The organism is Nocardioides sp. WS12 (assembly GCF_014108865.1).
Taxonomy (GTDB): Bacteria; Actinomycetota; Actinomycetes; order Propionibacteriales; family Nocardioidaceae; genus Nocardioides.
Window position 1 is genome coordinate 1,276,398 of record NZ_CP053928.1, and the last position, 23,291, is coordinate 1,299,688.

Consider the following 23,291-nt stretch of genomic DNA (forward strand, 5'->3'; position numbering starts at 1 on the left):
GTCAGACGGTGGAAGGGGCAGTGGCGCCAAGGGTCCTGTCGAACCCGTCGGGGATCAGTAGGTGCTGGGGCCGCAGGTCCTGGACCGAGGAGAGCGCGAGACCACGCAGGGCGGAGTCGATGCCACCGGAGAGGACGTCGAGGACGTTCTCCACGCCGGGCTGTCCGTTCGCGGCAAGGCCCCAGAGGTACGCGCGGCCGATGAGAACGGCCTTCGCTCCCATCGCAACGGCCTTGACCACATCGGAGCCGCGGCGTACGCCGCCGTCCATGACCACGTCGATGTCGTGACCGACCGCTTCGGCGATGGGGCGGACCATCCGGATCGCTGCCGGGGTGCCGTCGAGGTTGTTGCCGCCGTGGTTGGACACCGAGATCCCGGCAACACCGGCATCGACGGCCCGCAGCGCGTCATCGACACGGCACACGCCCTTGAGCACGAACGGTGTGCCGGAGATCTGTGCCCATGTCTGACGCATCCAGGCGACGTCGTCCCAGGTCGGGGGTGGGGTGGTCATCCACTCGTAGTAGGCACCGAAGAACGTCGGCGCCTCGCCCAGCTGCCCATTGCCCACCGCGGGGCGCAGGTTGGGGGCGGTCAGGTCGGGGAGCTTGCCGGTGGCTTTGAACTCCTTGCCGAACTGCCACATCCACCGACCCTTGGTGGCTACCTTCGGCGCGAGGCGGATCATGGCCTTGAGGTCGACCTTCTCGGGGATCTCGGGGCTTCCCCAGTCGCGTCCCATCGAGAATGACCAGTCGAGGGTGGCGATCAGGCCTTTGGCGCCTGCAGTGTGGGCGCGGGTCATCCGTTGGATCATGGTGTCGCGGTCGCCGGTCCAGTACATCTGGAAGAACGTGGTCGCGCCGGTGGCGGTGACGTCCTCGACGGACTTCGATGCGAAGTTCGACAGGCCCATGATCGTGCCTCGTGCGGCCGCCGCGCGGGCAACGGCGACTTCCCCGTCGGGGTGCACGGCCTGGACGCCGGTGGGGCTGATGATCACGGGACTGTTGATGAGCTGGCCGAACACAGTCGTTGCTTGCGACCGCTCGGGCAGTTGGCCCACCACGTGGGGGGCGAGGCCGAGCTCGGCGAACGCCGCCTCGTTCGCGTTCACGCTCTGTCCCCGCTCCGAGCCAGACACCAGCGCGCTGTACACCGGCTGCGGGAGTCGCTTGCGGGCACGGTCCTGGGCAACGGCGACGGACTCGAACCAAGGGTTCTGCTTCCAGGGGTTTTCCAGCCAGTCGGGCTTGCTCACGAACAGCAACTTTCGGTAGCGCAGGCGGAAGTGCCTGCGGGGGTGGGATCGAAGCCGGCGAGGGGGTTCTCGGCGCAGGCCGAGACGGGCGGGCGGGTCATCAGCTGCAGCATCACCGGCTGATTGCGGGTGGGGTTGGCCTTTGAGTGGTCCTGGCTGGCGGCCGGGATGACGCGGTCGCCAGCGAGCAGCGCCTGCTCGCCGTAGCCCTGAACGCACTCGGGGTCGGGGCCGTCGAGCGGCAGACCGGTGAAGAACTTCGCGGCCATGCAGCCACCGCGACACGAGTCGTAGAACTGGCACTTCGCGCACGCACCACCGGTCTGCGGGGACCGCAGTTCCTGAAACAGCGGGGAGGTCTGCCAGACCTTCTGGAAGCCACCGTCGTCGAGCAGGTTGCCGGCGTGGAACTCCTCATGGATCGCGAACGGGCAGGCGTAGACGTCACCGATCGGGTCGATCAGGCAGACCACGCGTCCCGCACCGCAGAGGTTGAGGCCGGGCAGGGACTCACCGAACGCAGCGAGGTGGAAGAACGAGTCGCCGGTCAGGACGTTGTCGCCCTTGGCCATCAGCCAGTCGTACAGCTCGCGCTGCTGATGCGGAAGCGGGTGCAGCTCGTCCCACACGTCGGCACCGCGGCCGGACGGGCGCAGCCGGGTCAGGCGCAGGGTCGCGCCGAACCGGTCGGCCAGGGCCTGGAACTCGTCGAGCTGGCCGATGTTCTGCCGGGTGCAGACGACCGAGATCTTCGCGTCGGTGAAGCCGGCGTCCTGCAGGTTCTGCAGGGCGGTCAGTGCCATGTCGTAGGAGCCGGGGCCGCGCACGTAGTCGTTGACCTCGGCGGTCGCGCCGTCGAGGGAGATCTGTACGTCGACGTACCCGTTGCAGGCCGGGGAGGCGAGGTACGCCGCACGCTCGGGGGTCAGCCGCACGCCGTTGGTGGAGAACTTCACGCCGACCTGGTGGTCGACGGCGTACTGCAGCAGCTGCCAGAAGTCGGGGCGGATGGTGGGCTCGCCGCCGCCGATGTTGACGTAGAAGACCTGCATCCGCTGCAGCTCGTCGATCACCGCTTCGCACTGCTCGGTGCTCAGCTCGCGCGGGTCGCGGCGGCCCGATGAGGAGAGGCAGTGCGCGCACTCCAGGTTGCAGGCGTAGGTGAGCTCCCAGGTCAGGCAGATCGGGGCATCGAGGCCAAGTTCGAACTGCTCGATCAAGGTGCCGCCCTGCGGGCGCATGGGCCGTTCAAGTGCAATCGTCATGCGGCGTCCTCGGTTGCGGTACGGCGGCGGATCATGTCGGTCGCGGCCAGGCCCTCGAGGGCCTTGGCGTAGGCGGCGTGCTGGGCTTCGGGGATGCCGGCCGCGACGAGGGCGGACCGCACGTCGGGCTGCTCGCCGAGGCTGCGCACCACGACAACCAGCTCGGGACGCTTGAGGAAGGTCAGTTTGCGGTTGCCGAAGTGGTAGGCCAAGGCACCAAACGGCTCCGGTCGCAACGCGACCGACGGCGACATTGCCCAGGCCTGGTCAAGCATCAGTAGACGCCGCACATGCCATCGATCGAGACCTCTTCGATGAGGTCCTCGGCAGCGATCGGGTCAGTGGCGTCAGCCGCGGCGTCCTGCGGGGCGGGTTCTGTGGTGTGCGTCATACCTGGATATTAAATGCACTCGGGGTCATAATCAAGAGGTTGCGGTCAGAAGTTGTTGGCAGAGTGAGAGGATCGGTGCGTGAGTCACGGTCGGCGTGGTGTGGGGCGGCCCGAGGTGACCACGCACGAGGACATCGAGTTGGCGGCATTCCGGCTGTTCGCCGAGCACGGCTTCGAGGGTACGACGCTCGACATGATCGCGGCGGAGGTCGGCGTCGGTCGCCGTACCCTGTTCCGCTACTTCCCCTCGAAGAACGACATTGCCTGGGGTCGCTTCGACGCCACCCTCGATCATTTTCGTTCGCTGCTTGCTGCCTTGCCGGACGATCTCGACCCGAACGAGGCTGTCCTCCGCGGTGTCCTGGCCTTCAACGACTTCTCGCCAGGCGGCCCGATCGACCACCGTGACCGGATGCGACTGATTCTTTACACCCCTGCGCTGCAGGCCCACTCGGTCCTGCGGTACGGCGATTGGCGGCAGGTGATCGCGGACTTCGTCGCCGTGCGCACCGGTGAACCGGCGGGGTCCATCGGGCCTCAACTGGTCTCCCACCTGGCCCTCGCGCGGGCGCTGTGTGCCTACGAGCAGTGGCTCGCCGCCGGTGACGCTGAATTGCTCGAGATTCTCAGGGTCGTCCTCTTCCGCAGCCACGCCTGACGGATCCCCTGCTGGGAAGGGTCCCGGCCCGACCGGAGGCCATTTCGTTAGTTCAGCTCCGGCTTCGGAGGAAGCGCACGGGGGCGGCAGAGGAAGGCCGCACTGGCCGGGAGGAGCGCCATGACAAGGACGGCCGCGCGAGCGGAGGTGAGGTCAGCAGTGATACCGACGAGAACCGATGCCAGCGGGCGGGAGCCAACAAATCCGACAAGCCACAGTGCCATGATCCGACCGCGTAGGCGTGGGGGCACGCTGACCTGGACGGCTGTCCCCACTGACGTCGACGCCATGCTGAACCCGATGCCGACGAGTCCGAACCCCAGCATGGTCGATGACTGCCAAGGCGAGGCGGCCATGGCCAGCGCGCCGACTGTCATGCTAGTCAGCCCCCACAGGGCAAGTTCCTCAGACCTGAAATGGGGAGCGAATCCGGCCGTGATGGCCATTCCCACGGCGGCGCCTACGCCGAAGGAAGCGGTGAGAATTCCGACCAGCGCAGCTCCTCCGCCGAGTGAAGCAGCAATGGCTGGAGCAACGGTCAAGGTGGGCTCTGAGCCGAAGCCCACAGCTGTGATCGCAAACATCATGAGGAGGAGATAGCGATGGGTGAGGACGTGGCGGACACCGGTCAGGATGGTGTCGTCACCATCGACAGCTGTGGTACGACGAGGGAATCGTACCGGCATGAGCAGGGCGAGGCAGACCACCTGTGTGAGCCCGGCGACCGCGAATCCGAGGGCGTCGCCGGAGATTGCGACGCAACCGGCGCCGAGGAGTGGGCCAAGTAGGCGCCCGACGACGAGGGGAGAGGCGTTGATGGCGATGGCGGAAGGGAGCTCCTCGACGGTGACGAGTTCACTCACAGCCGATTGCCACGCTGGTCCGCCGAGCGCGCCACCGATACCCACGATGGTCGACGCGGCGAGAAGGATCACCGCTGCGCGGTGCCCCGTCGGATGGTCAACGAGATAATACGCGGAGACGGCGGCACTCCCGGCTGTACTGATGATCCTGCCGAAGAGAAGTTGCCGTTTCGTGCTGCCCATGTCTGTCCACTTGCCGCTCAATGGGGCGAGCAAGAGTAGTGGCAGGAACTGCACCGCACTGACGAGGCCGACCGCAGCGGTGGAGTTCGTGGCACTAAACATGGCGATCGCGGCGACGACGCTGTGTACCCAGATGCCGAGAGTGGAGAAGGTCTTCGCAGTATTGAAGAGTCCGAAGTCCCGGGACAGGAGGAGTTGGCCAGCTGAACGGCGACCGATCACCCCCTCGCTCATGAACGTCGACCTTCGTTTGGGAGCAGCCGACCAGGCATCGCCGGCCGGTGACTACTCGTAGGGGTGGGCCCTTCCGACTATACCGTTGTATGAGTTAACTGAATATGGGCGCCGGCGATCGATTAGTGCTGGACCAGAACCGGAATGTTGCGCAGGCTCAGCGACAGGAGGCCGGCAACCACCATGAGGCCGAGGGCAAGCGCGACGGTTCCGGTCCACCCCCCAGCCGACCACGCGCTGCTTCCAAGGCTGCCGAAAACGGAGGCGCCGGCGTAATAAGCAATCAGATAGAAGGACGCGGCCTGGCTGGCGCTGCCCCCTGCTGCGTGCGCCCGGGCAGCCACCCAACCGCTGGCGATGCCGTGAACGACGAAGAAGCCTGCGATGAGTCCGGCAAGACCGAGGACGATGCTCAAGAGAGAGTCCGGGATGGTGAGTGCGACTCCGCCGACTGCGAGCAGGCAGCCCGCTGGCATCACCGCGCGCCGGCCGATGCGATCGGCCCAAGCGCCGGCAACCGTGGAGCTGAGCGTGCCCAGCGGGTAGACGAGGTAGAACAGGCTGATGGCGCCGATGCCCAAGTGATGCGGGGCGCCCACGAGCCGGAAGCCGAGATTGTTGAAGACGATGACCAGCGCGCCGATCGCACATGCTCCCACGACGTAGAGCCGACGCAGTGCTGGATCGGTCAGGACTGCGCGAGACATTGCGCCGAAACCAATTTCCCCCCATCGCCGCGGTCGGAAGTTGGTTGAGGGGGGAAGGGTGAGGCCTACTGCGACCGCGCACGCCAACGCAAGAGCGGCCGCGGCTCCGAGCCCCCACCTCCAGGAGAGGGCATCGGTGATGGGTGCGGTGAGGAGCCGGCCAACCATGCCACCCAAGGCTGTTCCACCGATGTAGATTCCAGCTGCCCGGGCGTGACCCGAGCGATGGAGCTCCTCACGCAGATAGGCAGTGGCCACCGCGGGAAGGCCGGCAAGCACGAAACCTTGAAGGAAGCGGAGCGCGAGCAGCGAGTTCCACGACCAGGCAAAGGGACACAGCAGGGCGACCAGTGCAGCTGCCCAGACCCCGGCGTGGATCAGGCGGGTCCTGCCGAACATCTCGGACGCAGGGCCGACCACGAGTAGCCCGAGTCCGAGGCCGGCAGTGGCCAAAGACATGGAGAGTGTCGCTTGCGTTGGTGTCACCTGGAAAGAAGTGCACAACGCTGGTAGAAGGGCCTGTGTGTCGTAGAGCAGCACGAACGTGACCATCCCTGCCAGCATCAGCGCGACCATGATGCGTCGGTACTCGCGCGATCCCGGGCGGTGGCCGGCGGCGGCAGTTGCATGGGGCGCGGCCGATTCACCGGCGGGCGCGGCTGGGGTGCTCACCGGTTCAGGTTGGATCCTGCCGACGCATACGTCCAATGCATCAAAATTGGTATCTGCATGCGCAGACCGCATAATGCGGCATGCGCATTCGCGACTTGGAATGGGTGGTCGTGCTCGCTGAACACCTCCACGTCACATCGGCGTCCGTGGCTCTCGGCGTCAGTCAGCCGACGTTGTCACGCGCGTTGTCACGCGTCGAGGCAGAAATCGGCGCAGTGCTCTTCGAGCGCGTTCCCGGCGGCCTCGTCATTTCGCCCAATGGCGAATTGGTTGTGGACGCGAGTCGCGAACTCATTGGGCGCTATCGCCGACTGCTCTCCGAGGTCGAAATTCGGTTGGACGCCGAACGGGGAACCGTTCGTCTTGCCTTTCTCGACTCCATGGCGACGTCGCTCGTGCCGAGGATCCTGCGGGGGTTTCACCAGGAGGCACCACTTGTACGTGTCAGCCTCTCGCAGGAACCTGCCCACATCATGCAGCGTGAATTGGCGGCCGGAGCGGTCGACTTGGCGATCACTTCTGCACGACCTCCCGGCGACTACGGCTGGGTGACCCTCCAGGACGAGCGCTTGGTTGTCGTGGTGCCTCCGACTCATGCGCTCCGTCGTCGTAAGCGCGTCGATCTGTCTGACCTCGTGAACGACCAGCTGATCACGACTCCGTCCGGATTTGGATTCCGCAATCTGGTCGACAACCTACTTGCGGACTCTGGCATCACGATGGCGATCTCTTTCGAGAGTGCCGACCTCGGCACCATCGAAGGACTGGTCGCTGCCGGACTCGGCGTTGCCATTCTCCCCGAGGCGTTCGCAGGTTCCTCGGACACGATCGGCCTTGCCATCGCCAGCCCGAGAGCGCGACGAACGGTCGGGCTGACGTGGCGCACTGATCGTGAAATGGAGCCGGCTGCCGCGCGCTTCAGGAAATTCGTCGTCGACCAGGCCCTTGGTGCTTGTTGCGTCCGCGAAATCTGAGCCGGCCGCCTAACGTCGCGATCTCTGGCGTCATGGTGAGAGCCATGGGAGAATGCGCTAAAACAACTGGATTATTGAGAGGAGTTGGTCCCATGGGTGACTTCGTACGGCTTGAGGTGGCGAACGGTGTCGGGACACTTCGGCTGGACCGGCCAAAGTTGAACGCACTCGACGAAGCGATGCAGGAGGAGATCCGTGCGACGGCCGCCGAGGCGACGGCGCGCGACGATGTCAAGGCCGTCGTGGTCTGGGGCGGCGAGCGTGTGTTTGCTGCAGGGGCCGATGTCAAGGAGATGGCCGACATGTCCTACACGGCGATGATCCAGAGGTCCTCAGGGCTGACCACGGCGTTCTCCTCAGTTGCACGAATCCCGAAGCCTGTCGTGGCTGCGATCAATGGGTATGCGCTGGGTGGTGGCTGTGAGTTGGCGCTCTGTGCTGACTTTCGGATCGCGGCCGACAATGCGACGCTGGGTCAGCCGGAGGTGCTTCTCGGCGTGATCCCGGGCGCTGGCGGGACGCAGCGGCTGAGCCGTCTGGTCGGCCCGAGCAAGGCGAAGGACATCATCTTCTCCGGCCGGTTCGTGAAGGCTGACGAAGCACTGGCCATCGGGCTGGTTGACCGTCTGGTTCCAGCCGCTGACGTCTACGCCGAAGCCGTCGTCTGGGCGAGCCAGTTCGCGAAGGCGGCGACGTATGCCGTGCGGGCGGCGAAGGAGTCGATCGACCGTGGTCTCGAGGTCGATCTGGAGACCGGCCTGGAGATCGAGCGGCAGCATTTCGCGGGCCTGTTCGCGACCGAGGACCGCAGCATCGGGATGGGCTCCTTCGTTGAGAACGGGCCGGGAAGGGCTGAGTTCGTCGGCCGTTGAGCCGCTTTCCCGATGCACCTGATGGCCTGGTGATAGGCCATCAGGTGGAGAAGGGCTGGGGCCTTCGTGCTTCAAGGAGGCAAGGTGACCTGAGGTCCCTTCCCTTGGCGAGCCCGGTGAATTCAGCGTTCCCGTGCCTGCCGCATGAGGCCGTACATCGCCGGGCTGAGGCCTGCGCTCCAGCCCCCGTCGACGACGACCTCGGTCCCTGTCATGTACGAAGCGTCCTCCGACACCAGGAACGCGACGACGGCGGCGATCTCCTCCGGCTTCCCGTTGCGCCCGAGCGCGCTGGCCGGGGCAGGTTGGTCCAAGGACGCCCCAACCTGCTCGGTCATGGGCGTCACGATCGTTCCAGGATGAAGCGAGACGACCCGAATCCCGTGACCGCCCAGTTCCAACGCAATGCTCTTCGACATTCCCCGGACGGCCCATTTGGACGCCGAGTAGGCCAATCCGCCAACCTGACCGCTCAGTCCGGCGGTCGAGGAAAGATTCACGATGACGCCTCGCTTCTGCTGGGCGAATGCGGGGGCGACGGCGTGCATGCCGAGGAACACGCTACGAGCGTTGATGTCCATCACCCGGTCGAAGTCCGCCACTGTCATCTCGAGGAACGGCTTCATGCCGAGGATTCCGGCATTGTTGACCAAGGAGTCGACTCGACCGAACTTGTTGATCGTCGCGTCGACGACGCCAGCCCACGCTGATTCGTCGGTGACGTCGTGGTGCTCGAAAGTCGCGGCGTCGCCCAGTTCCTCGGCCAACGAGCGGCCCAGGTCATCCTGGACATCCGTGACCATGACGCGTGCGCCGTCTGCGACCAGGCTCCGTGCGACCGCAGCGCCGATGCCGCCGGCTCCGCCAGTCACGATGCTCACATGGTCGGTCAGTCCTGCTCTCATGCCCAAGCTCCTTCGAGGCTCTGTCGGCGTAGCCACGACTGAGGCCACGCTAGCCGGACGTTAACGTCCGTTGGCCCGAGACCGCTAGATCAATTGGAAGATCAGAATGGATCTGCAGGCGGTCTGGCTGCACTGGAGGGCGCGCCGGGGGTGACATGGCGAGGCCGTGCTTCTGGAACCGGTTCCACGAGGAATGTGGACAGGTGCAAATATTTGGCGGATTCTGTTCATTGTGCTGATTTATTGTTACGCTCGCCACACTTTCACCGGTTCATCGCACTCCGCTCGGCCCGAAATCCGAGGCCAAGAGTGTCGAACTCCCCAGTCTCTTGCCGCCTCGTAGAAGGAGACCAGTTCCATGGACGCCTCCACCACCACCGCGCCGCCCGCGCTGCGTGTTGCCGGGCTGAGCAAGACGTTTGCCGGCACCTATGCGCTGCGGGACTTCAACTTCGAGGTTGCCGTCGGTGAAGTGCATGCATTGCTGGGTGGGAACGGGTCTGGCAAGTCGACGTTCATCAAGATGCTGTCCGGCTATCACCGGCCCGACTCCGGCGGTGAGGTGTTCATCTCGGGGAAGCAGTTGAACGTGGGCTCAGCGGATGATGCGGCCGCTCTCGGTTGCCGCTTCGTTCACCAGGACCTCGGGTTGGTGGACACCCTGTCGATCACCGACAACATCTTGATCGGTGCGGATTTCCCTTCCCGGTTCGGGACAGTCCTGGGCAAGGAAGCGAGGGGCATTGCCACCTCGGCGCTGCAGCGCATCTCGCTCAACCTCGACCCCGACCGACTGGTCGCCACGTTGACGGCCTCTCAGCGCACGGGAGTGGCGATCGCGCGTGCGATTGGCACTGCTCAGCCCGGCGAGATCAGTCTGCTTGTGCTGGACGAGCCCACCGCGTCCTTGCCGCCCGATGAGGTCGACACATTGCTGGCACTCGTTCGTCGGGCGTCCGACGCGGGTGTCGCTGTCATCTATGTGACGCATCGAATCGGCGAAGTCTTCCAGGTCGCCGACAACGTTTCGGTGCTACGCGACGGGATCACGGTTGCGCGGCGCAAGGTGGCCGCGCTGGATCGTCCGGCCCTGCTGCAGTTGTTGACCGAGGCCGAGGGTGACGTCCCCGTCGAGGCGCCCGCCATTCCGCTCGAGTTCCTCGACGCTCCGCCACTGATGACGGTGAACGGCGTGGGTTCGGGGTCGTTGGCCAGTATGACGATCGAGGCATGTCCGGGCGAGGTAGTCGGGATCGCTGGTATCACGGGCTCGGGCCGGGAGTCAGCGCTGGGCGCGATCTTCGGTGCGTTGGAGCGCAGCGGCACGGTTTCCGTAGGCGGCAAGCAGTTACGGCCCCTCCGCCCGGCCGACGCGATGGCGCTGGGCATGGCCTATGTGCCACCCGACCGGCACGCGGCTGGCGGGATCATGTCGCTCACCGCCCGCGAGAACCTCAGCATCGGCGACCTGGCCTCGATCTGGCGGGCCCCGTTCGTGCGACGTCGCAAAGAACGTGAACTTGCAAGTGAGTCCTTCCGACGGTTGGACGTGCGGCCTGCTGAGGACATCGAGCGGAAGCTTGAGTTGTTCAGCGGTGGGAACCAGCAGAAGGTCGTGATTGCGAAGTGGCTCCGGCGGAACCCGAAGGTCTTCCTTCTCGACGAGCCGACGCAAGGCGTAGACGTGGCTGCCCGCGCCCGCATCCACGAGGAGATCGTGGGGGTCGCTCGCAGCGGTGCCGCAGTGCTCGTGGCGTCAGCGGACGTCGACGAACTGGTTGCGATCTCTGACCGGGTGCTCGTCCTCGCGGAAGGACGGCTGGCCTGCGCCCTGGCGGGCGATGACATCAACGTGGGTGAGATCGGAAAGCAAATGCAAAAATCCTGGAAGGAGGCGTCGGCATGAGCCGTCTGCCGAACATCGGTCTCGACCGCTTCAGCGGCCTGTATCTCTGGGCTGCGTTCATCATTCTGTTCGGCATCTGGAGCCCTGAACTGTTCCTGACGTCGGCGACTGCGCACTCGATCGGTTCTGCGTACGCAGTTCCTGCCTTGCTGGCACTGGCCTTGCTGGTGCCGATGGCTACTGGATGCTTCGACGTGTCCGTCGGCGCCACGGCCAACCTGGCGACCATCGTTGTCATTGTGCTCCAGGTTCGCCATGAGTGGGGCATGTGGACGGCGATCGCGGCGACGCTCCTGGTTGGAGCTGCTGTGGGCTTCATGAACGGTCTGATCGTCGTCGGTCTGAAGGTCGACTCCTTCATAGCCACACTGGCCTCCGCCACTGTCATCGGAGCTGTGACTGCAATCGTCATGGGACCAGCGGTCCCGATGCCGGTCGTCGACGAGACATGGCGAAACCTCACCGCTCGTGAAGGTGTACTCGGGTTCCCGGTCATCGTGTTCTGGGTGCTGGCGGTCGGTCTTGTCCTGTACTGGGTGCTCGACCACGCAAAGATCGGTCGTTACCTTTACGCCATCGGCGGCAATCGCGAGGCATCCCGGCTGGCTGGTGTCGCTGTTGATCGCTGGCAGTGGATGTCCTTCATCATCTCAGGCGTCATCTCTGCCTTCGCTGGCGTCGTCTTTGCCTCGTACAGCGGTCCATCGTCCGGGTACGGCATGGCACTGCTTCTCCCGGCCTTCGCTGCGGCCTTCTTGGGGACCACCCAAGTGCGCCCGGGTCGCCCGAATGTCTGGGGCACGCTGATCGCGGTGTACGTCCTTGCCACTGGTGTGAAGGGCATGCAGCTTGTCACCGGGGAACCGTGGCTCAACGACATGTTCAACGGAGTGGCATTGATTCTTGCAGTCGCTTTCGCCGGTTGGCGACAGCGCAATGCGAAGAGGAGTCCTCGAGCACGTAGTGGTGTGCACCCCGACAATGCGGAGGACTTGAAGACGAGCTCCTCGCAGGACATCACGCAGCCCGCCAACGCCGAGTAGGTCCCACGGGGCCATGGCAAACCGGCAACTAAATATCCCTTCATGCGGCCCGGCGATTCGGGAGCCGGCCTTGCGTGTCGACCCGACCGGGCGCGACCCGGCCGGAGGTCGCTGCGCTTCTGCCTCGGCTGACGAGGCGAATCCATGCCGGTAGTCCGGGCAATCGCCCGAGACGTCCAACTCAAAGGAGACAACCGTGATTCACTCGGTCAAGCGACCCCGCACCCGCGGAGTCATTCGGGTTCTGATGGCTGGCCTAGGCCTTGTCGTCGCAGGCTCGCTGAGCGCCTGCGGATCCGACGGGAATGATGACTCGTCAGGCTCTGGCAGTTCGCCCGAGTCGATCCAGGCAGCCAAGGATTTCATCGCTCCGTACATGGAGCCGGCCACGGAAATCGGCGTCAAGACGCCGCTGCCCGCACCGCCGGCAAGTGGCCAGACGATCGCGGTCCTCACTGGTGGCGACCAGAGTTCTACTGCGATCGCCGATGCGATCAAGGAAGTTGCGAAGCAGGTCGGCTGGGAGGTCGTCACGATCGGCTTCAAGCAGGACCAGCCGCAGACGGTCGTCACTGCGCTCGAGCAAGTGCTGAGTCTGAACCCCAAGCCGGTGGCCACGACGGTGACTTCGGTCTCCCCGGAGGTCTGGCAGTCGGTGATCCCGGACTTTGAGGAGGCCGGTGTCGCCATCATCCCGATCGGCACGACGGGCATCGAGGCACAACCGGCCGTTCCGACCGGTGACTTCCTGTGGGGTGGTGACACTCAGGAGCAGCGGGGCGAGCAGATCGGCAACTACATCGTGGCCAGCTCCGGCGGCAAGGCGAAGGTCGTCGCCATCGATTCTCCGGACATCCCCATCTTCGGCAAGTACAACGAGGGGATCAAGAAGGCACTCGACGCTTGTGCTGGTTGCTCGATGACTGTGGAGAACGTGAGCACGAAGGATCTCTTCACCAACGGCGCGGCAACTGCGGCGTCGATCGCGCAGCGCAGCGCTGACGCGGACTGGCTCTCCCTCCCGTTCGGCAGCGTCTTTGTCGGCCTGCGTAACTCGCTCGAGGCGGCCGGACGCGGTGACATTCATGTCACCAGTTCCAGTTGCTCGCAGGAGAATCTCCAGGACGTCAAGGACGGTAAGGTCGACGCCTGCCTCGTGACCGCTGCCAAGTACTTCGGCTACGTCACCATGGATGCCGCATTCCGGATCGTGCAGAAGGCGGAGCTCCCGCTGGCGGAGTACACCGTGATGCCGCAGCAGATCTTCACCGAGGAAAACACCGAGGAGACGATCTCGGACTACTTCCAGCCGGAAGACATCCCGCAGCGCTTCAACACGCTCTGGGGTCTCAAGTGACTCGGTAGCGAATCGATTTCACCAGGGGTGGCGCGTGCAACTGCACGCGCCACCCCTTTGATCTCGTCCAGACCGCCGTGAGGTCGTCAGCACCGCGGCTGCCGGTTTCAGCCCTCGCTGAGAATTAGTGCCGCGCTTGTCGAGGATCCGACGCCGACGAGGGACACCAGTTCCAGGACCTGGATCAGCGTTTCCCTCGTCGCGCCGAGTCGCATCGCGGCGCCGCCGTGGCCGCGCACGCCTTTCACGAAAAGCTTGGTCGTCGTCGCGTTCATTGCGAAGACCATGAGCTCGCGAAGCATTGGCGGGAGTTGGCCACGCTCGATCGGGTGGCTCGAGTAGTTGGCATAGGCCGCGAAGAACGCAGGGTCGCTGCTGAGCAATGCCTCCCAGAAGGGCGACCATGTGCCACGGCGACGCTCGAAGTCCTCCTGGAGGCGGCCCAGCTCGTCGTCGGAAGCTGCTGAGTGCTCACCGCTGAGTTCGTCGACGATGGACATGCACGAGGCAAGGGTGTGTATCCCGACCACGCCCACGATCTGGGCCACCTCGACGAGAAGATCGTCAGAGGCACCGAGTTGCCGGGCAGCCGCGGCGTGACCCGCTGCCCCAGCCGAACCGGGCCCGGAGGCCGCAGTGTTCACGGCGAAACCGATCAACTCCAGATCCAGAGGAGCCAACTGGCCGCGCGCCCGGATCGCAGCATCGACCAAGCGGTCGTACACCTCTGCGAAGGACGGATCGAGAGCGCGAGCCTGTGGGGACAGGTATGAATGATAGCCCGTGCAGGTTCCGGGACGTGGCGAAGTCACCGGATGGCGATGGGGTTGACGGGCGTCCCGACAGCGCCAGTGATGGGCAAGGCGGGCGCGACGAGGAGGAAGTCGTAGGTGCCGTTAGAAGCGCAGTCCGCACCCAGCTCCTCCAGATCCCAGATCTCGCCCAGCATCATGCCCATGTCCCGGATCGCGAGCATGTGGAAGCACAGCCGGACACCGTTTGCGGGGGGCTGGGACTCGACGCTGATGTTGTCGGCCGCGACGGCTGCAGCGTTGTGGAGGTGGAGCCATTCCGCGACCCGCCAGTGCACACCCGGCGTGTCGACGAACCATTGGTGTCCGTCCTGCTTCTCGTCGTACTCCTGCCACCACCCCGTTCGGATGACGATGATGTCGCCGGTTCGAAGCTCGACGCCCTGGGTGGCCACGACATCGTCGAGTTCCTCGGGCGTGATCGCAGTGTGCGGTTCCAGACGGTCCACGCCCCGGTGCCGGGCCACGTCCAGAAGCACTCCTCGACCGACCACGCCGCCAGCCATCCCGATCGGCTCAATACTGGCTTTGGTGGCACCCAGGCTGGTGACCGCCGACGAAGGGTATCCGTTGTACATTTTCCCTTCATAGAAGACGTGGGAGAGGGCGTCCCATTGGGTGCCCGCCTGACACGGCATCATGATCCAGTCATCGGCATAGCGGGCCGGGCCTGCGTCATAGAGCGTGGCGATGCCCTTTTCCTTGCGGCCTCCCCAGCCGTGCAGGTGCTCAGCCGCATCATCGTCACCGCCGTCGACCGACATCAGGTGGACCGGATTGCGCCGCAGTCCGAATGCATCCTGCGGCCCGTCGGAGTTGAGTGGGACCGACAGCGGGATGACTTTGCCGCGTCGCGCGAGAGTAGCGGCATACTGCACTGCCTCCGGAGTGATGTGGTTCAGCGTGCCGAGCTCGTCGTCGTCGCCCCATCGACCCCAGTTTCGAACCCGGGTGGCGACCGCTCGCCAGTCGTCCTCTTCGGGTCCGTTGCTGCTGTCCGAGACGTTGGCGTCGGTGGTGGTCATGTGTAGGTCTCCTTCGTTGCGACTCTGGTGCGTGAATCTTGGTGTTGCTACTCCACGACGGGGCGCGAATTCGTCGCGGGAAGCAACAAATGCCCACCGTCCACTGGAATGACCACGCCGGTCACCTTGTTCGCGAGGTGCGAGTTGAGGTAGAGCGCGGTGCTCGCGATCTCCGACGGGTCGAGTGCCTCCGTGTTGCGAAGCGCTGTGTACGACCTGCCTGCAGGCGCCATATCGGCTTCGGTGCCACCGGGCCGACCAGCGAACATGTCCCACGCTCGCTGGTGGCTGGTCATCGGTGTCTTGATGAACCCTGGGCAGATGGCATTGCAGCGCACCCCGTAGGGAGCAAGCTCGAGCGCGATGGACTTCATGAGCCCCAGCGCCCCCGACTTCGAGGCGTTGTAGTGCGCTGAATCGATGAGGGGCTCGATCGCGTTGTTCGAGGAGATCACGACGATCGACCCTGACCGTCGCTCGATCATGTGGGGAGCGACAGCCTTGGCTGACTTCCAGATCCCGGTGAGGTTGACGTCGACCAATTGGTGCCACTGCTGCTCGGACATCTCCCAGAAGGGCGCCTTTGTCCAGATCCCTGCATTGGCGATCAGGATGTCGATACGGCCGAACTCCTGCACGGCCAGCGTCACTGCGCCGTCAAGCGACGCCTGGTCGCGCACATCCGCGTCGACGCTGACACATCGGCGGCCAAGGGCTTCAACCTGGCGCACCGTCTCGTGGTGGTCCTCGTCCGTGGCGAGCGCGTAGTCGACCTCGGTGGTGGGCTTGGTGACGTCGACGATCACCACATGGGCGCCCTCGCGTGCACAGGTAACCGCATGCGCGCGTCCCTGGCCTCGGGAGCCCCCCGTGATCAGTGCGACCTTTCCGTCGAGCAGGCCCATAGCCCATCACATCCTTCTGTTTGAGCGTCAAGAACGGTGGTGGATCGAAGCTGCCTCGAGCATCGACGTGACTGACGTCATCTTTGTCCGTGGCCGGCCCTCGGCCTTGCCGGTTGAGCGCTCGCGGGAGTCGATCGCCCGCCACCCCGCCACGTCGACTGCCGGCGAAACCAGGTCAAGGAGATCACCGCCCACGGCGGGAGGGGTGAGCTTGGCGGCGGCGTAGTCGTCCAACAACGCCCGCACTGTCTCGATGGCGCATGCCTTGTTGGTTCCGATCACGCCAGATGGGCCCCGCTTGATCCAGCCCGCTGCATAGACACCTGCAATGGGATCGCCTCCGCTGCTGAGCACGCGGCCTTCCCGCGTCGGAAGCACAGAACGCTGGGCGTCGAACGGTAGCGAACCAATGGGTCTGCCCTGGAACCCAAGCGAGCGCACCACCATCCCGCATTTGATCTCCTCCACGTCGCCAGTTGGTCGAGCGACGACTGCTGTCCCCTCTCGAACCATTTCGTTGCGCGCGAGGCGCACCCCGGCAACGCGATCGTTGCCAACGATTTCGATCGGCGAGTGAAGGAACCGGAAGGAAACCATCTTGCTGTCCGATGTGGCTCTGGCTGAGAGTTCGTGGAGTAGACGGTTCTTCTGTGGCGCCGTGGTGAACCGACTTGCGACGACGTCGCTCAACGACCCTTCAGCGCTGAGTTCGTCGACCTCGGAGCTGATCGACAAGCCCTCGACCCGAGCCAATCCGAGCAGTTCGGCAGTCGTGAAGGCGGCTTCGGCAACGCCACGTCTGCCCACGATGACGACCTCGCGCACCTGGCTCTCCGCGATCTGCGCGAGAGCGGTTGCCGAAATGTCGGTACGTCGCAGGTCGTCCACGCTGCTCAGCAGCACGCGAGCGATGTCCACTGCGACGTTGCCGTTGCCCAGAACCACGACCCGCTCGTTGGAGAAGTCAAAGCGCAGTTCCGCGAAGTCTGGGTGACCGTTGTACCAGCCCACGAGTTCGCCAGCGGAGTGGCTGCCCGGCATGTCCTCGCCAGGAATTCCCAGGCACTTATCGGCATCGGCGCCGTTTGCGTAAACGACCGCGTGGTAGCGGGTGGCGAGGTCTTCATGGTTGATGTCGCGACCGACCTCCACGTTGGCGAGCAGCCGAAAGCCAGGCTTGCCCATCGTTCGCGCGAGCTGGTTCCAGACCGTCTTGGTCGACTGGTGGTCTGGTGCCACGCCGTAGCGCACCAGGCCACCCGGAACGGGCAGCTTCTCGATCACATCGACCTTGATGCCAGCGGACCGGATGCCGAGCAGCTCCTCGGCCGCGTAAAGCCCCGCTGGTCCCGAGCCGACCACTGCAACGCGAAGTGGTTCGTCGGACGGCGGCACTGTCGGCGTGTGCCGTGGCGGGTGGACGGGCTCGTAGTCGCGACGTTGTGGCGCCTCGAAGTAGGCCGAGTTGAGGTCGGTGAACGGTGCCAGATGATCTGGCAGCTCGTAATCGGGGTAGATGGCGTTGACGGGGCAGACGTCGATACAAGCGCCGCAGTCGATGCAACCGTCGGGATCGATGTAGAGCATCTCCGCGGTGGCGTAGTCGGGTTCGTCCGGCGTGGGGTGAATGCAATTGACGGGGCACGCCGGAACGCAGGTTGCATCGTTGCAGCAGGTCTGCGTGATCACATGGGTCATCGATCGGTCCTCTCCTGAACAGCCTCTGGGTTTGGACGTGGCACACCAGGCGGATTCGCCGGAGCGCCAAGACGTTGGCGACTACGGCGACGGAGGAGGGGCGCCGCCTCGCAGCCGTGTCGACGAACTGCTCGGTCGGAGTGGCGAACTGGGGCGTTTGTGTGCGGCATGTCGGCTGGCAAACAGATCAGTCGGGCAAGATGCGACGAGCGAGAGCGCCGCCATCGCTGAAGATCGTCAGCCCGTTCACGTAGCTGGCCCAGGGGCTGTTCAGGAAGATCAGCAGGTTCGCCTGTTCCTGCGCCGTGCAGATGTAGCCGAGGGGTGCTGGCGGCGTGATGGTGAAGCCTGCGCCCTTGTTCTTGGCAACCGTGTCGAGGATCGGGGTAGCAGTCAGACCGGGGGCGACAGTGTTGAGACGAACTCCACGCTCGCCGAAGTCGAAGCAGCGATCAACGGTGAACAAGGCAATGGCGTCCTTCGAGACGGGGTAGCCGCCACGGCTCGTGACGTAGTCCTCGTGCGCCTCGGCCCACGCGACGGCTTCGCTGAAACCGGTGGTGCGGACCAGCCCGATCACGTCATCCACCGTGTCCGCAAAGTCGCGCGATGCCGTGGACGCGGTGAGAGCCACTGCGCCTCCGCGAGGCACGCGATCGACTGTTAGTTCAAGTAGTTCCCGGAGACCGATGAAGTTGACGCGCAGGACGGTGAGTGGGTCGGCGGCGGCGGTGGCGATGCCGGCGCAATGGAAGATCGCATCCAGGTGGGCGGGCAGCGCACTTGCGGCGGCAGCGATGGAGGCTGCCTCTCCCAAATCAACCGGCACGAACCCCGACAAGCCCTGGTAGCCGGGTTCCTTCAGGTCGACTCCGACGACATCGGCGCCACCCTCGATGAGTGTGCGTGCGACGGCCTCGCCGATACCGGACGAACTCCCGGTCACGTAGACGGTACGACCTGCATAAGAAGCGAGTACGTCGATCACGGCGCCAGCTCCATCTCTCGGCCGTCGGTGCCCCGTGGCCCGCGCGCGCCGAACTATTGAATGATCTAGATGATAGTACTCGGAATCTGCCATCGGGACCCAGTAATGTCAACGGAGTCACGCCGATTGCGAGCCCGCTCCACAAAACAGCATAATGAGTGTAAGGTTTGCCGTCGGAATAGCCCTGAGAAAGGTCCACGATGCGACCCGTCCCGGAATCACTGCTCGTGAACGCCAAGAATTACGTCGGCCAGCCCGCCCCGACGCGAGATGCTGCGACGGTGGCCATCCTCCGCGACGGTGACGGCGGGCTCGAGTCCTTCTTCCTTCGTCGCCAGAGCACGATGGAGTTCGCTCCTGACATGTACGTCTTTCCTGGCGGTGGCGTACAGGCTTCGGACGAGGCGCCGGTCCGCTGGGCTGGACCGACTCCCGATGAATGGGCAGGAATCCTGAGCTGCGAGCCCAGGATGGCTGTCGCCCTTGTCGTTGCTGCCGTTCGTGAGACGTTTGAGGAGACGGGGATCCTGCTCGCTGGGCCAGACGAGAGCACAGTGGTCGGGGACGTGTCAGCGCCGGTCTTCCTGCGAGCTCGTGACGCTCTCGAGGCGAAGAAGATCGGGTTCGCTGACCTGTTGGACGAGCAAGGGTTGGTGCTCCGCTCAGACCTGCTCGGAGCGTGGGCCCACTGGATCACCCCTGAGTTCGAACCCCGTCGCTACGACACCCGATTCTTCGTCGCGAGGATGCCCGATGGCCAGTCCGTCGGTGCTCTGGCGACCGAGGCCGCTGCGGGGGAGTGGCATTCGCTGACGGACACGCTGCGCATGGTCAAGGACGGAGACCTGGCCATGCTGCCGCCGACGATTCACACGTGTCTGGATCTGGTCGGGCACCGGGCGGCCGATGTGGTTGCAGAGGCCGCGTCCCGGACCATCGAGCCGATCCAGCCGCGTCTTGTCGTGCACGAGGGCGGATATTTTCTTGATGACACTCCAGACGTGGTCATCCCCTAGATGTGCCATTCAGACAACGAGCACCGAGAGCAGACGAACCATGTCGGACGCCACCGCGGTCACCCAAGAACCCCGTCATGTGATCATCATCGGCTCTGGCCCGGCCGGCTACACCGCGGCCGTGTATGCCGCCCGGGCGGATCTCGCGCCGCTGGTATTCGAGGGATCCGTGACCGCCGGTGGTGCGTTGATGAACACCACCGAGGTCGAGAACTTCCCCGGCTTCCGTGACGGCATCCAGGGGCCCGCGCTGATGGACGAGATGCGCGCCCAGGCCGAGCGCTTCGGCGCCGAATTGATCGCCGACGACGTCATCGAGGTCGACCTCACCGGCGATGTGAAGGTGGTGCGGACCGAGGAGGGGATCTTCACTGCGAACGCCGTCATCCTGGCAATGGGTTCGGGTTACAAGAAGCTCGGCATCCCTGACGAGGACCGGCTTTCCGGCCGCGGTGTCTCGTGGTGCGCCACTTGCGACGGGTTCTTCTTCCGCGAGCAGCACATCGCTGTCGTCGGCGGCGGTGACTCGGCCGTTGAGGAGGCTACCTTCCTGTCGCGGTTCGGCTCCAAGGTGTCGCTGATCGTGCGCCGTGGCGAACTGCGCGCCTCGAAGATCATGGCGGACCGCGCCTTGGCCGACCCGAAGATCGACATCGTCTGGAACTCGGTCGTTGAGGGAATCCACGGCGAGGAGAAGTTGACCGGCCTGACGCTCAACGACACTGTGACCGGCGAAACCCGTGAGCTCGACGCCACCGGCCTGTTCATCGCGATCGGGCACGACCCGCGCTCGGAACTATTGCCGGGCCAGGTGGATCTGGACGGTGACGGCTATGTGCTGGCCAGCGGGCGGAGCTCCAAGACCAACGTGCCCGGCGTCTTCGCCTGCGGTGACCTCGTCGACCACACCTACCGCCAGGCGATCACAGCCGCCGGCAGCGGGTGCGCGGCTGCCCTCGATGCTGAGCGGTACCTGGCTCACAAGGAGCACGTCGCGGCCGCGGCCATCCCCGTTGGCCTCTAACCCGGGTCTGTCAGACGTAGTCGAACAGATCGATGACGGTCTTCGCTGATCCGCCAGAAACGTACTTGCTGACCTCGCTCAAGTGTGTTCGCCACAGCTCTCTGGCCGCATCGGCATCGCGGGCCTCGATTGCCTCGACGAGATGGCGATGTGAGCTCGCGCCCTTGTATGATGCGGTGCGCTCTTCGGCGATACGTGTGTAGGTCCCGGCCTCGACAATCTCCCTCAGGAGGCCGTAGAGGATCCGTAGGGTCTCGTTCCCTGCCAGTTCCACGACCAAGCCATGAAAATCGGCGTGAACGTGGATCAACTCGCGCGAGTTGTGAACGGCTGATTCGCCGTGCTCGACCTCTTTCCAGAGGCGCGCCAGGTCTGACTTGGTCCGCTTCCGCGCGAGGATCGGCGCGCAGTGTTGCTCGATCAGTTCCCGAGCGTTGAGGACGTCCGCCAAGGTCGTTCCACGGAGCTGCAAGAGCAGGCCGACATTCTTCGCGGCGACATCCGCAGTGGGGATGCGCACGCGGGCGCCGCCGCGCGCCCCACGGCGGATCTCGATCAACTGTTCGGACTCGAGCACGCGCAGTGCTTCGCGAAGGGTTGGCCGAGATACGCCGAACTGTTCGAGGAGCTCGGTCTCCGTGGGGAGTGCATCTCCATCGCGAAGGGCGCCGCTGATGATCTGCCGACGGAGCTGCTTGGCGACAAGGTCTGCCATCTTGGGAGCGCGTACCTGCTCAATGGCGCTTCTCGAGTCCTCGTTGCTCGCCAACGTCACTGGGTATGCCCTCTCGCTCAAGTAAAGTTCAACTCCTTTGAATCTTACGCCCAGTCTACTGGTTTCCTCTGTTTGCGTCGCGTGTCGTAGTTGGGGCTGGCCCCGGACCGGGCAGGGGTGTGGCGCATGGACCGATCGGCAACCGCGTGGCCGGTGCCGCCAGATCATGGTTCGTATCAATCTAAATTCGTTGAACCATTGCGCTGGTTGAGCAAAACAGTATTATTTGTAGATCGCACAGGGCCAGGCCCCGTCAGTTGTAGAGCTCATCCGGAACAACCTCTAAGAAGGCGCAGATCATGTCCAACAAGGTCATCGTTGACTTCGACCACCACTCGCCCGAAGTGGCGAAGCAGGGTGTCGATGCGTGGAACGCGCTGAGAGAAGCATCCCCGATTGCGTACTCCTCAAAGCACGGCGGCTTCTGGGTTGTCAGCGACTACGAAGGTGTCGCCGAGGTGGCCCGCAATGACACGGACTTCTCGAGTAATCACGACGTCGAGAACGACCGCCAGGCGGGCTGCGGCATCATGATTCCGCCGACTTCGCAGCGGTTTGCGCCGATCGAGTACGACCCGCCGCTCCATGGCGCCATGCGCAAGTTGCTGCTCCCCTGGTTCTCGCGAAGCAAGGCCGATGATCTCGAACCCGTCGTCCGTCAGGCAGCTACCGTGGCGATCGACCGGTTTATCGAGACTGGTGTGTGCGACCTGGTGCATGACTTCGCCTCCGAGGTCCCTGCCGTCGCGACTCTCGCGCTCTACAACATGGAGCACGTGGATGCCAAGATGTATGCGCAGACTTTCCACATGCACATGTACGCCGCGTCGGATCCCGACGTGCACCACCAGGTCATCGAGAACATGGCGATCATCGACGCCGACGTCGAGGCCATGATCGACGACAGGCGCCGCTCGCCGCGTGAGAACGACATCGTTTCCGCTCTGGTCCATTCAGAAGTCCTGGGTGAGCAGCTCACGGTGCAGCAGATCAAGGACAACATGCGAGCGCTACTCGGCGGCGGCCTTGACACGACGGCGAGCCTGACCGCGACGACGCTTGCATGGCTGGGCCAGAACCCCGATGCCATTCAACGCTTGAGGGATGAACCCGACCTCTACGTCACCGCGACTGAAGAGTTCCTGCGCTGCTTCGCGCCAACGCCGGCGCTGTCCAGGACCATGAAGAACGAATACGACATGCGCGGGAACATCTTCGCTCCCGGTGAGCGCGTCATGATGTCCTGGCTCGGCGCGAACCATGATCCGCAAGAGTTCGAAGACCCCGACCAGGTCAACCTTGAGCGTGTGCCGAACAGGCACACGTCATTCGGGATTGGTGCGCACCGTTGTATCGGCTCGCACTTCGCGCGCATGGAGTTCGAGATCCTGATCCAGGAGGTCCTGAACCGCCTCCCTGACTTCAAGATCGACTATGAGCGCGCCCAGAAGTACCCGAGCCTCGGAATCATGAACGGCTACATCAACCTTCCGGCGACTTTTACGCCCGGTCCACGAGTCCAGTGAACCGGATGACCACGGAACTGAACGGAGACGGAGCATGACGCCCCGCAGAGTGAGTGTCGATGGTGCCCGCTGCCAGGGTCATGCGCGTTGTGTCGCCCTTGCGCCGCAACTCTTCGACATCGCGGATGACAGCGAGAATGCGCATGTCCTCAACAACGGTGAGGTTACGGACTCTCTTGTCGAGACCGCCCAACTCGCTGTCGGTGTCTGTCCTGAGCGGGCGGTCGT

Annotated in this window: 22 protein-coding genes; 9 read left to right on the forward strand and 13 right to left on the reverse strand. The window is 64.5% G+C overall.

Annotation, left to right across the window (positions count from 1 at the left end; translation table 11 throughout):
* Nucleotide 1: 1 nt before the first annotated feature.
* The 4 genes from mftD to mftA are packed head-to-tail and all read right to left on the reverse strand — an operon-like array spanning nt 2 to nt 2,920.
* Nucleotides 2-1,264 carry a pre-mycofactocin synthase MftD gene (gene mftD, locus HRC28_RS05925; RefSeq protein ID WP_182379226.1) on the reverse strand — a complete coding sequence of 421 codons (1,263 nt, stop codon included), beginning with the start codon at nt 1,262-1,264 and terminating at the stop codon, nt 2-4.
* Nucleotides 1,261-2,529, reverse strand: coding sequence for a mycofactocin radical SAM maturase (mftC, locus tag HRC28_RS05930; protein ID WP_182379227.1), 1,269 nt, complete (start codon nt 2,527-2,529; stop codon nt 1,261-1,263). Before mftC ends, mftD begins: the two co-directional genes overlap by 4 nt.
* Nucleotides 2,526-2,804, reverse strand: a complete 279-nt coding sequence (gene mftB / locus HRC28_RS05935; protein ID WP_182379228.1) for a mycofactocin biosynthesis chaperone MftB — start codon at nt 2,802-2,804, stop codon at nt 2,526-2,528. The genes mftC and mftB overlap by 4 nt, the downstream gene beginning before the upstream one ends.
* Nucleotides 2,804-2,920, reverse strand: a complete 117-nt coding sequence (gene mftA, locus HRC28_RS05940; RefSeq protein ID WP_182379229.1) for a mycofactocin precursor MftA — start codon at nt 2,918-2,920, stop codon at nt 2,804-2,806. Before mftA ends, mftB begins: the two co-directional genes overlap by 1 nt.
* Nucleotides 2,921-2,999: 79 nt before the next feature.
* Here mftA and mftR point away from each other — a divergent pair, with 79 nt between their 5' ends.
* Nucleotides 3,000-3,578 (forward strand): mycofactocin system transcriptional regulator, encoded by a 579-nt coding sequence (gene mftR, locus HRC28_RS05945; protein ID WP_182379230.1) that lies wholly within the window; start codon nt 3,000-3,002, stop codon nt 3,576-3,578.
* Nucleotides 3,579-3,625: 47 nt separating this feature from the next.
* On the opposite strand, the gene HRC28_RS05950 is transcribed toward mftR, so the two are convergent.
* Both HRC28_RS05950 and HRC28_RS05955 read right to left on the reverse strand, forming a co-directional pair.
* Nucleotides 3,626-4,858 carry an MFS transporter gene (locus HRC28_RS05950; RefSeq protein WP_182379231.1) on the reverse strand — a complete coding sequence of 411 codons (1,233 nt, stop codon included), beginning with the start codon at nt 4,856-4,858 and terminating at the stop codon, nt 3,626-3,628.
* Between the two features lie 122 nt (nt 4,859-4,980).
* Complete coding sequence (locus HRC28_RS05955; protein WP_237111722.1) at nt 4,981-6,237, reverse strand: MFS transporter; 1,257 nt, start codon at nt 6,235-6,237, stop codon at nt 4,981-4,983.
* Nucleotides 6,238-6,317: 80 nt separating this feature from the next.
* On the opposite strand from HRC28_RS05955, the gene HRC28_RS05960 reads away from it, so the two are divergent.
* On the forward strand, nt 6,318-7,211 hold the full coding sequence (locus HRC28_RS05960; protein ID WP_182379232.1) for a LysR family transcriptional regulator: 894 nt from the start codon (nt 6,318-6,320) through the stop codon (nt 7,209-7,211).
* A 92-nt stretch (nt 7,212-7,303) separates the two neighbouring features.
* Nucleotides 7,304-8,083: an enoyl-CoA hydratase-related protein gene (locus tag HRC28_RS05965; protein ID WP_182380479.1), complete on the forward strand. Its 780-nt coding sequence runs from the start codon at nt 7,304-7,306 to the stop codon at nt 8,081-8,083.
* Between the two features lie 122 nt (nt 8,084-8,205).
* On the opposite strand, the gene HRC28_RS05970 is transcribed toward HRC28_RS05965, so the two are convergent.
* The gene (locus tag HRC28_RS05970; RefSeq protein WP_182379233.1) at nt 8,206-8,988 is read right to left on the reverse strand and encodes a glucose 1-dehydrogenase; all 783 of its coding nucleotides are present in this window, start codon (nt 8,986-8,988) and stop codon (nt 8,206-8,208) included.
* A gap of 358 nt (nt 8,989-9,346) precedes the next feature.
* Here HRC28_RS05970 and HRC28_RS05975 point away from each other — a divergent pair, with 358 nt between their 5' ends.
* The 3 genes from HRC28_RS05975 to HRC28_RS05985 all read left to right on the forward strand — a co-directional run bounded on the left by HRC28_RS05975 (nt 9,347) and on the right by HRC28_RS05985 (nt 13,294).
* Nucleotides 9,347-10,894 (forward strand): sugar ABC transporter ATP-binding protein, encoded by a 1,548-nt coding sequence (locus tag HRC28_RS05975; RefSeq protein ID WP_182379234.1) that lies wholly within the window; start codon nt 9,347-9,349, stop codon nt 10,892-10,894.
* Nucleotides 10,891-11,937 carry an ABC transporter permease gene (locus tag HRC28_RS05980; RefSeq protein WP_182379235.1) on the forward strand — a complete coding sequence of 349 codons (1,047 nt, stop codon included), beginning with the start codon at nt 10,891-10,893 and terminating at the stop codon, nt 11,935-11,937. The genes HRC28_RS05975 and HRC28_RS05980 overlap by 4 nt, the downstream gene beginning before the upstream one ends.
* A gap of 376 nt (nt 11,938-12,313) precedes the next feature.
* Nucleotides 12,314-13,294, forward strand: coding sequence for a sugar ABC transporter substrate-binding protein (locus HRC28_RS05985; RefSeq protein ID WP_182379236.1), 981 nt, complete (start codon nt 12,314-12,316; stop codon nt 13,292-13,294).
* Between the two features lie 107 nt (nt 13,295-13,401).
* Here HRC28_RS05985 and HRC28_RS05990 read toward each other — a convergent pair whose 3' ends face one another.
* From HRC28_RS05990 to HRC28_RS06010, 5 genes are all read right to left on the reverse strand, one after another.
* Nucleotides 13,402-14,019: a carboxymuconolactone decarboxylase family protein gene (locus HRC28_RS05990; protein WP_182379237.1), complete on the reverse strand. Its 618-nt coding sequence runs from the start codon at nt 14,017-14,019 to the stop codon at nt 13,402-13,404.
* An 83-nt stretch (nt 14,020-14,102) separates the two neighbouring features.
* Nucleotides 14,103-15,131, reverse strand: coding sequence for a cyclase family protein (locus HRC28_RS05995; protein WP_182379238.1), 1,029 nt, complete (start codon nt 15,129-15,131; stop codon nt 14,103-14,105).
* Nucleotides 15,132-15,178: 47 nt separating this feature from the next.
* Nucleotides 15,179-16,036 carry a mycofactocin-coupled SDR family oxidoreductase gene (locus HRC28_RS06000; RefSeq protein ID WP_182379239.1) on the reverse strand — a complete coding sequence of 286 codons (858 nt, stop codon included), beginning with the start codon at nt 16,034-16,036 and terminating at the stop codon, nt 15,179-15,181.
* Nucleotides 16,037-16,063: 27 nt separating this feature from the next.
* The gene (locus HRC28_RS06005) at nt 16,064-17,734 is read right to left on the reverse strand and encodes an FAD-dependent oxidoreductase (RefSeq protein ID WP_182379240.1); all 1,671 of its coding nucleotides are present in this window, start codon (nt 17,732-17,734) and stop codon (nt 16,064-16,066) included.
* Between the two features lie 187 nt (nt 17,735-17,921).
* Nucleotides 17,922-18,722, reverse strand: a complete 801-nt coding sequence (locus HRC28_RS06010) for an SDR family oxidoreductase (RefSeq protein ID WP_182379241.1) — start codon at nt 18,720-18,722, stop codon at nt 17,922-17,924.
* A 227-nt stretch (nt 18,723-18,949) separates the two neighbouring features.
* Between HRC28_RS06010 and HRC28_RS06015 the strand changes: the two genes are divergently transcribed.
* Nucleotides 18,950-19,738, forward strand: coding sequence for an NUDIX domain-containing protein (locus HRC28_RS06015; protein ID WP_182379242.1), 789 nt, complete (start codon nt 18,950-18,952; stop codon nt 19,736-19,738).
* A gap of 40 nt (nt 19,739-19,778) precedes the next feature.
* The gene (gene trxB, locus HRC28_RS06020; protein WP_182379243.1) at nt 19,779-20,762 is read left to right on the forward strand and encodes a thioredoxin-disulfide reductase; all 984 of its coding nucleotides are present in this window, start codon (nt 19,779-19,781) and stop codon (nt 20,760-20,762) included.
* Nucleotides 20,763-20,772: 10 nt separating this feature from the next.
* Here trxB and HRC28_RS06025 read toward each other — a convergent pair whose 3' ends face one another.
* Nucleotides 20,773-21,531: a FadR/GntR family transcriptional regulator gene (locus HRC28_RS06025; protein ID WP_202033235.1), complete on the reverse strand. Its 759-nt coding sequence runs from the start codon at nt 21,529-21,531 to the stop codon at nt 20,773-20,775.
* A 305-nt stretch (nt 21,532-21,836) separates the two neighbouring features.
* Between HRC28_RS06025 and HRC28_RS06030 the strand changes: the two genes are divergently transcribed.
* Entirely contained in the window at nt 21,837-23,063 is a 1,227-nt protein-coding gene (locus HRC28_RS06030) for a cytochrome P450 (protein WP_182379244.1), read from the forward strand.
* The last annotated feature ends 228 nt before the right edge of the window (nt 23,064-23,291 follow it).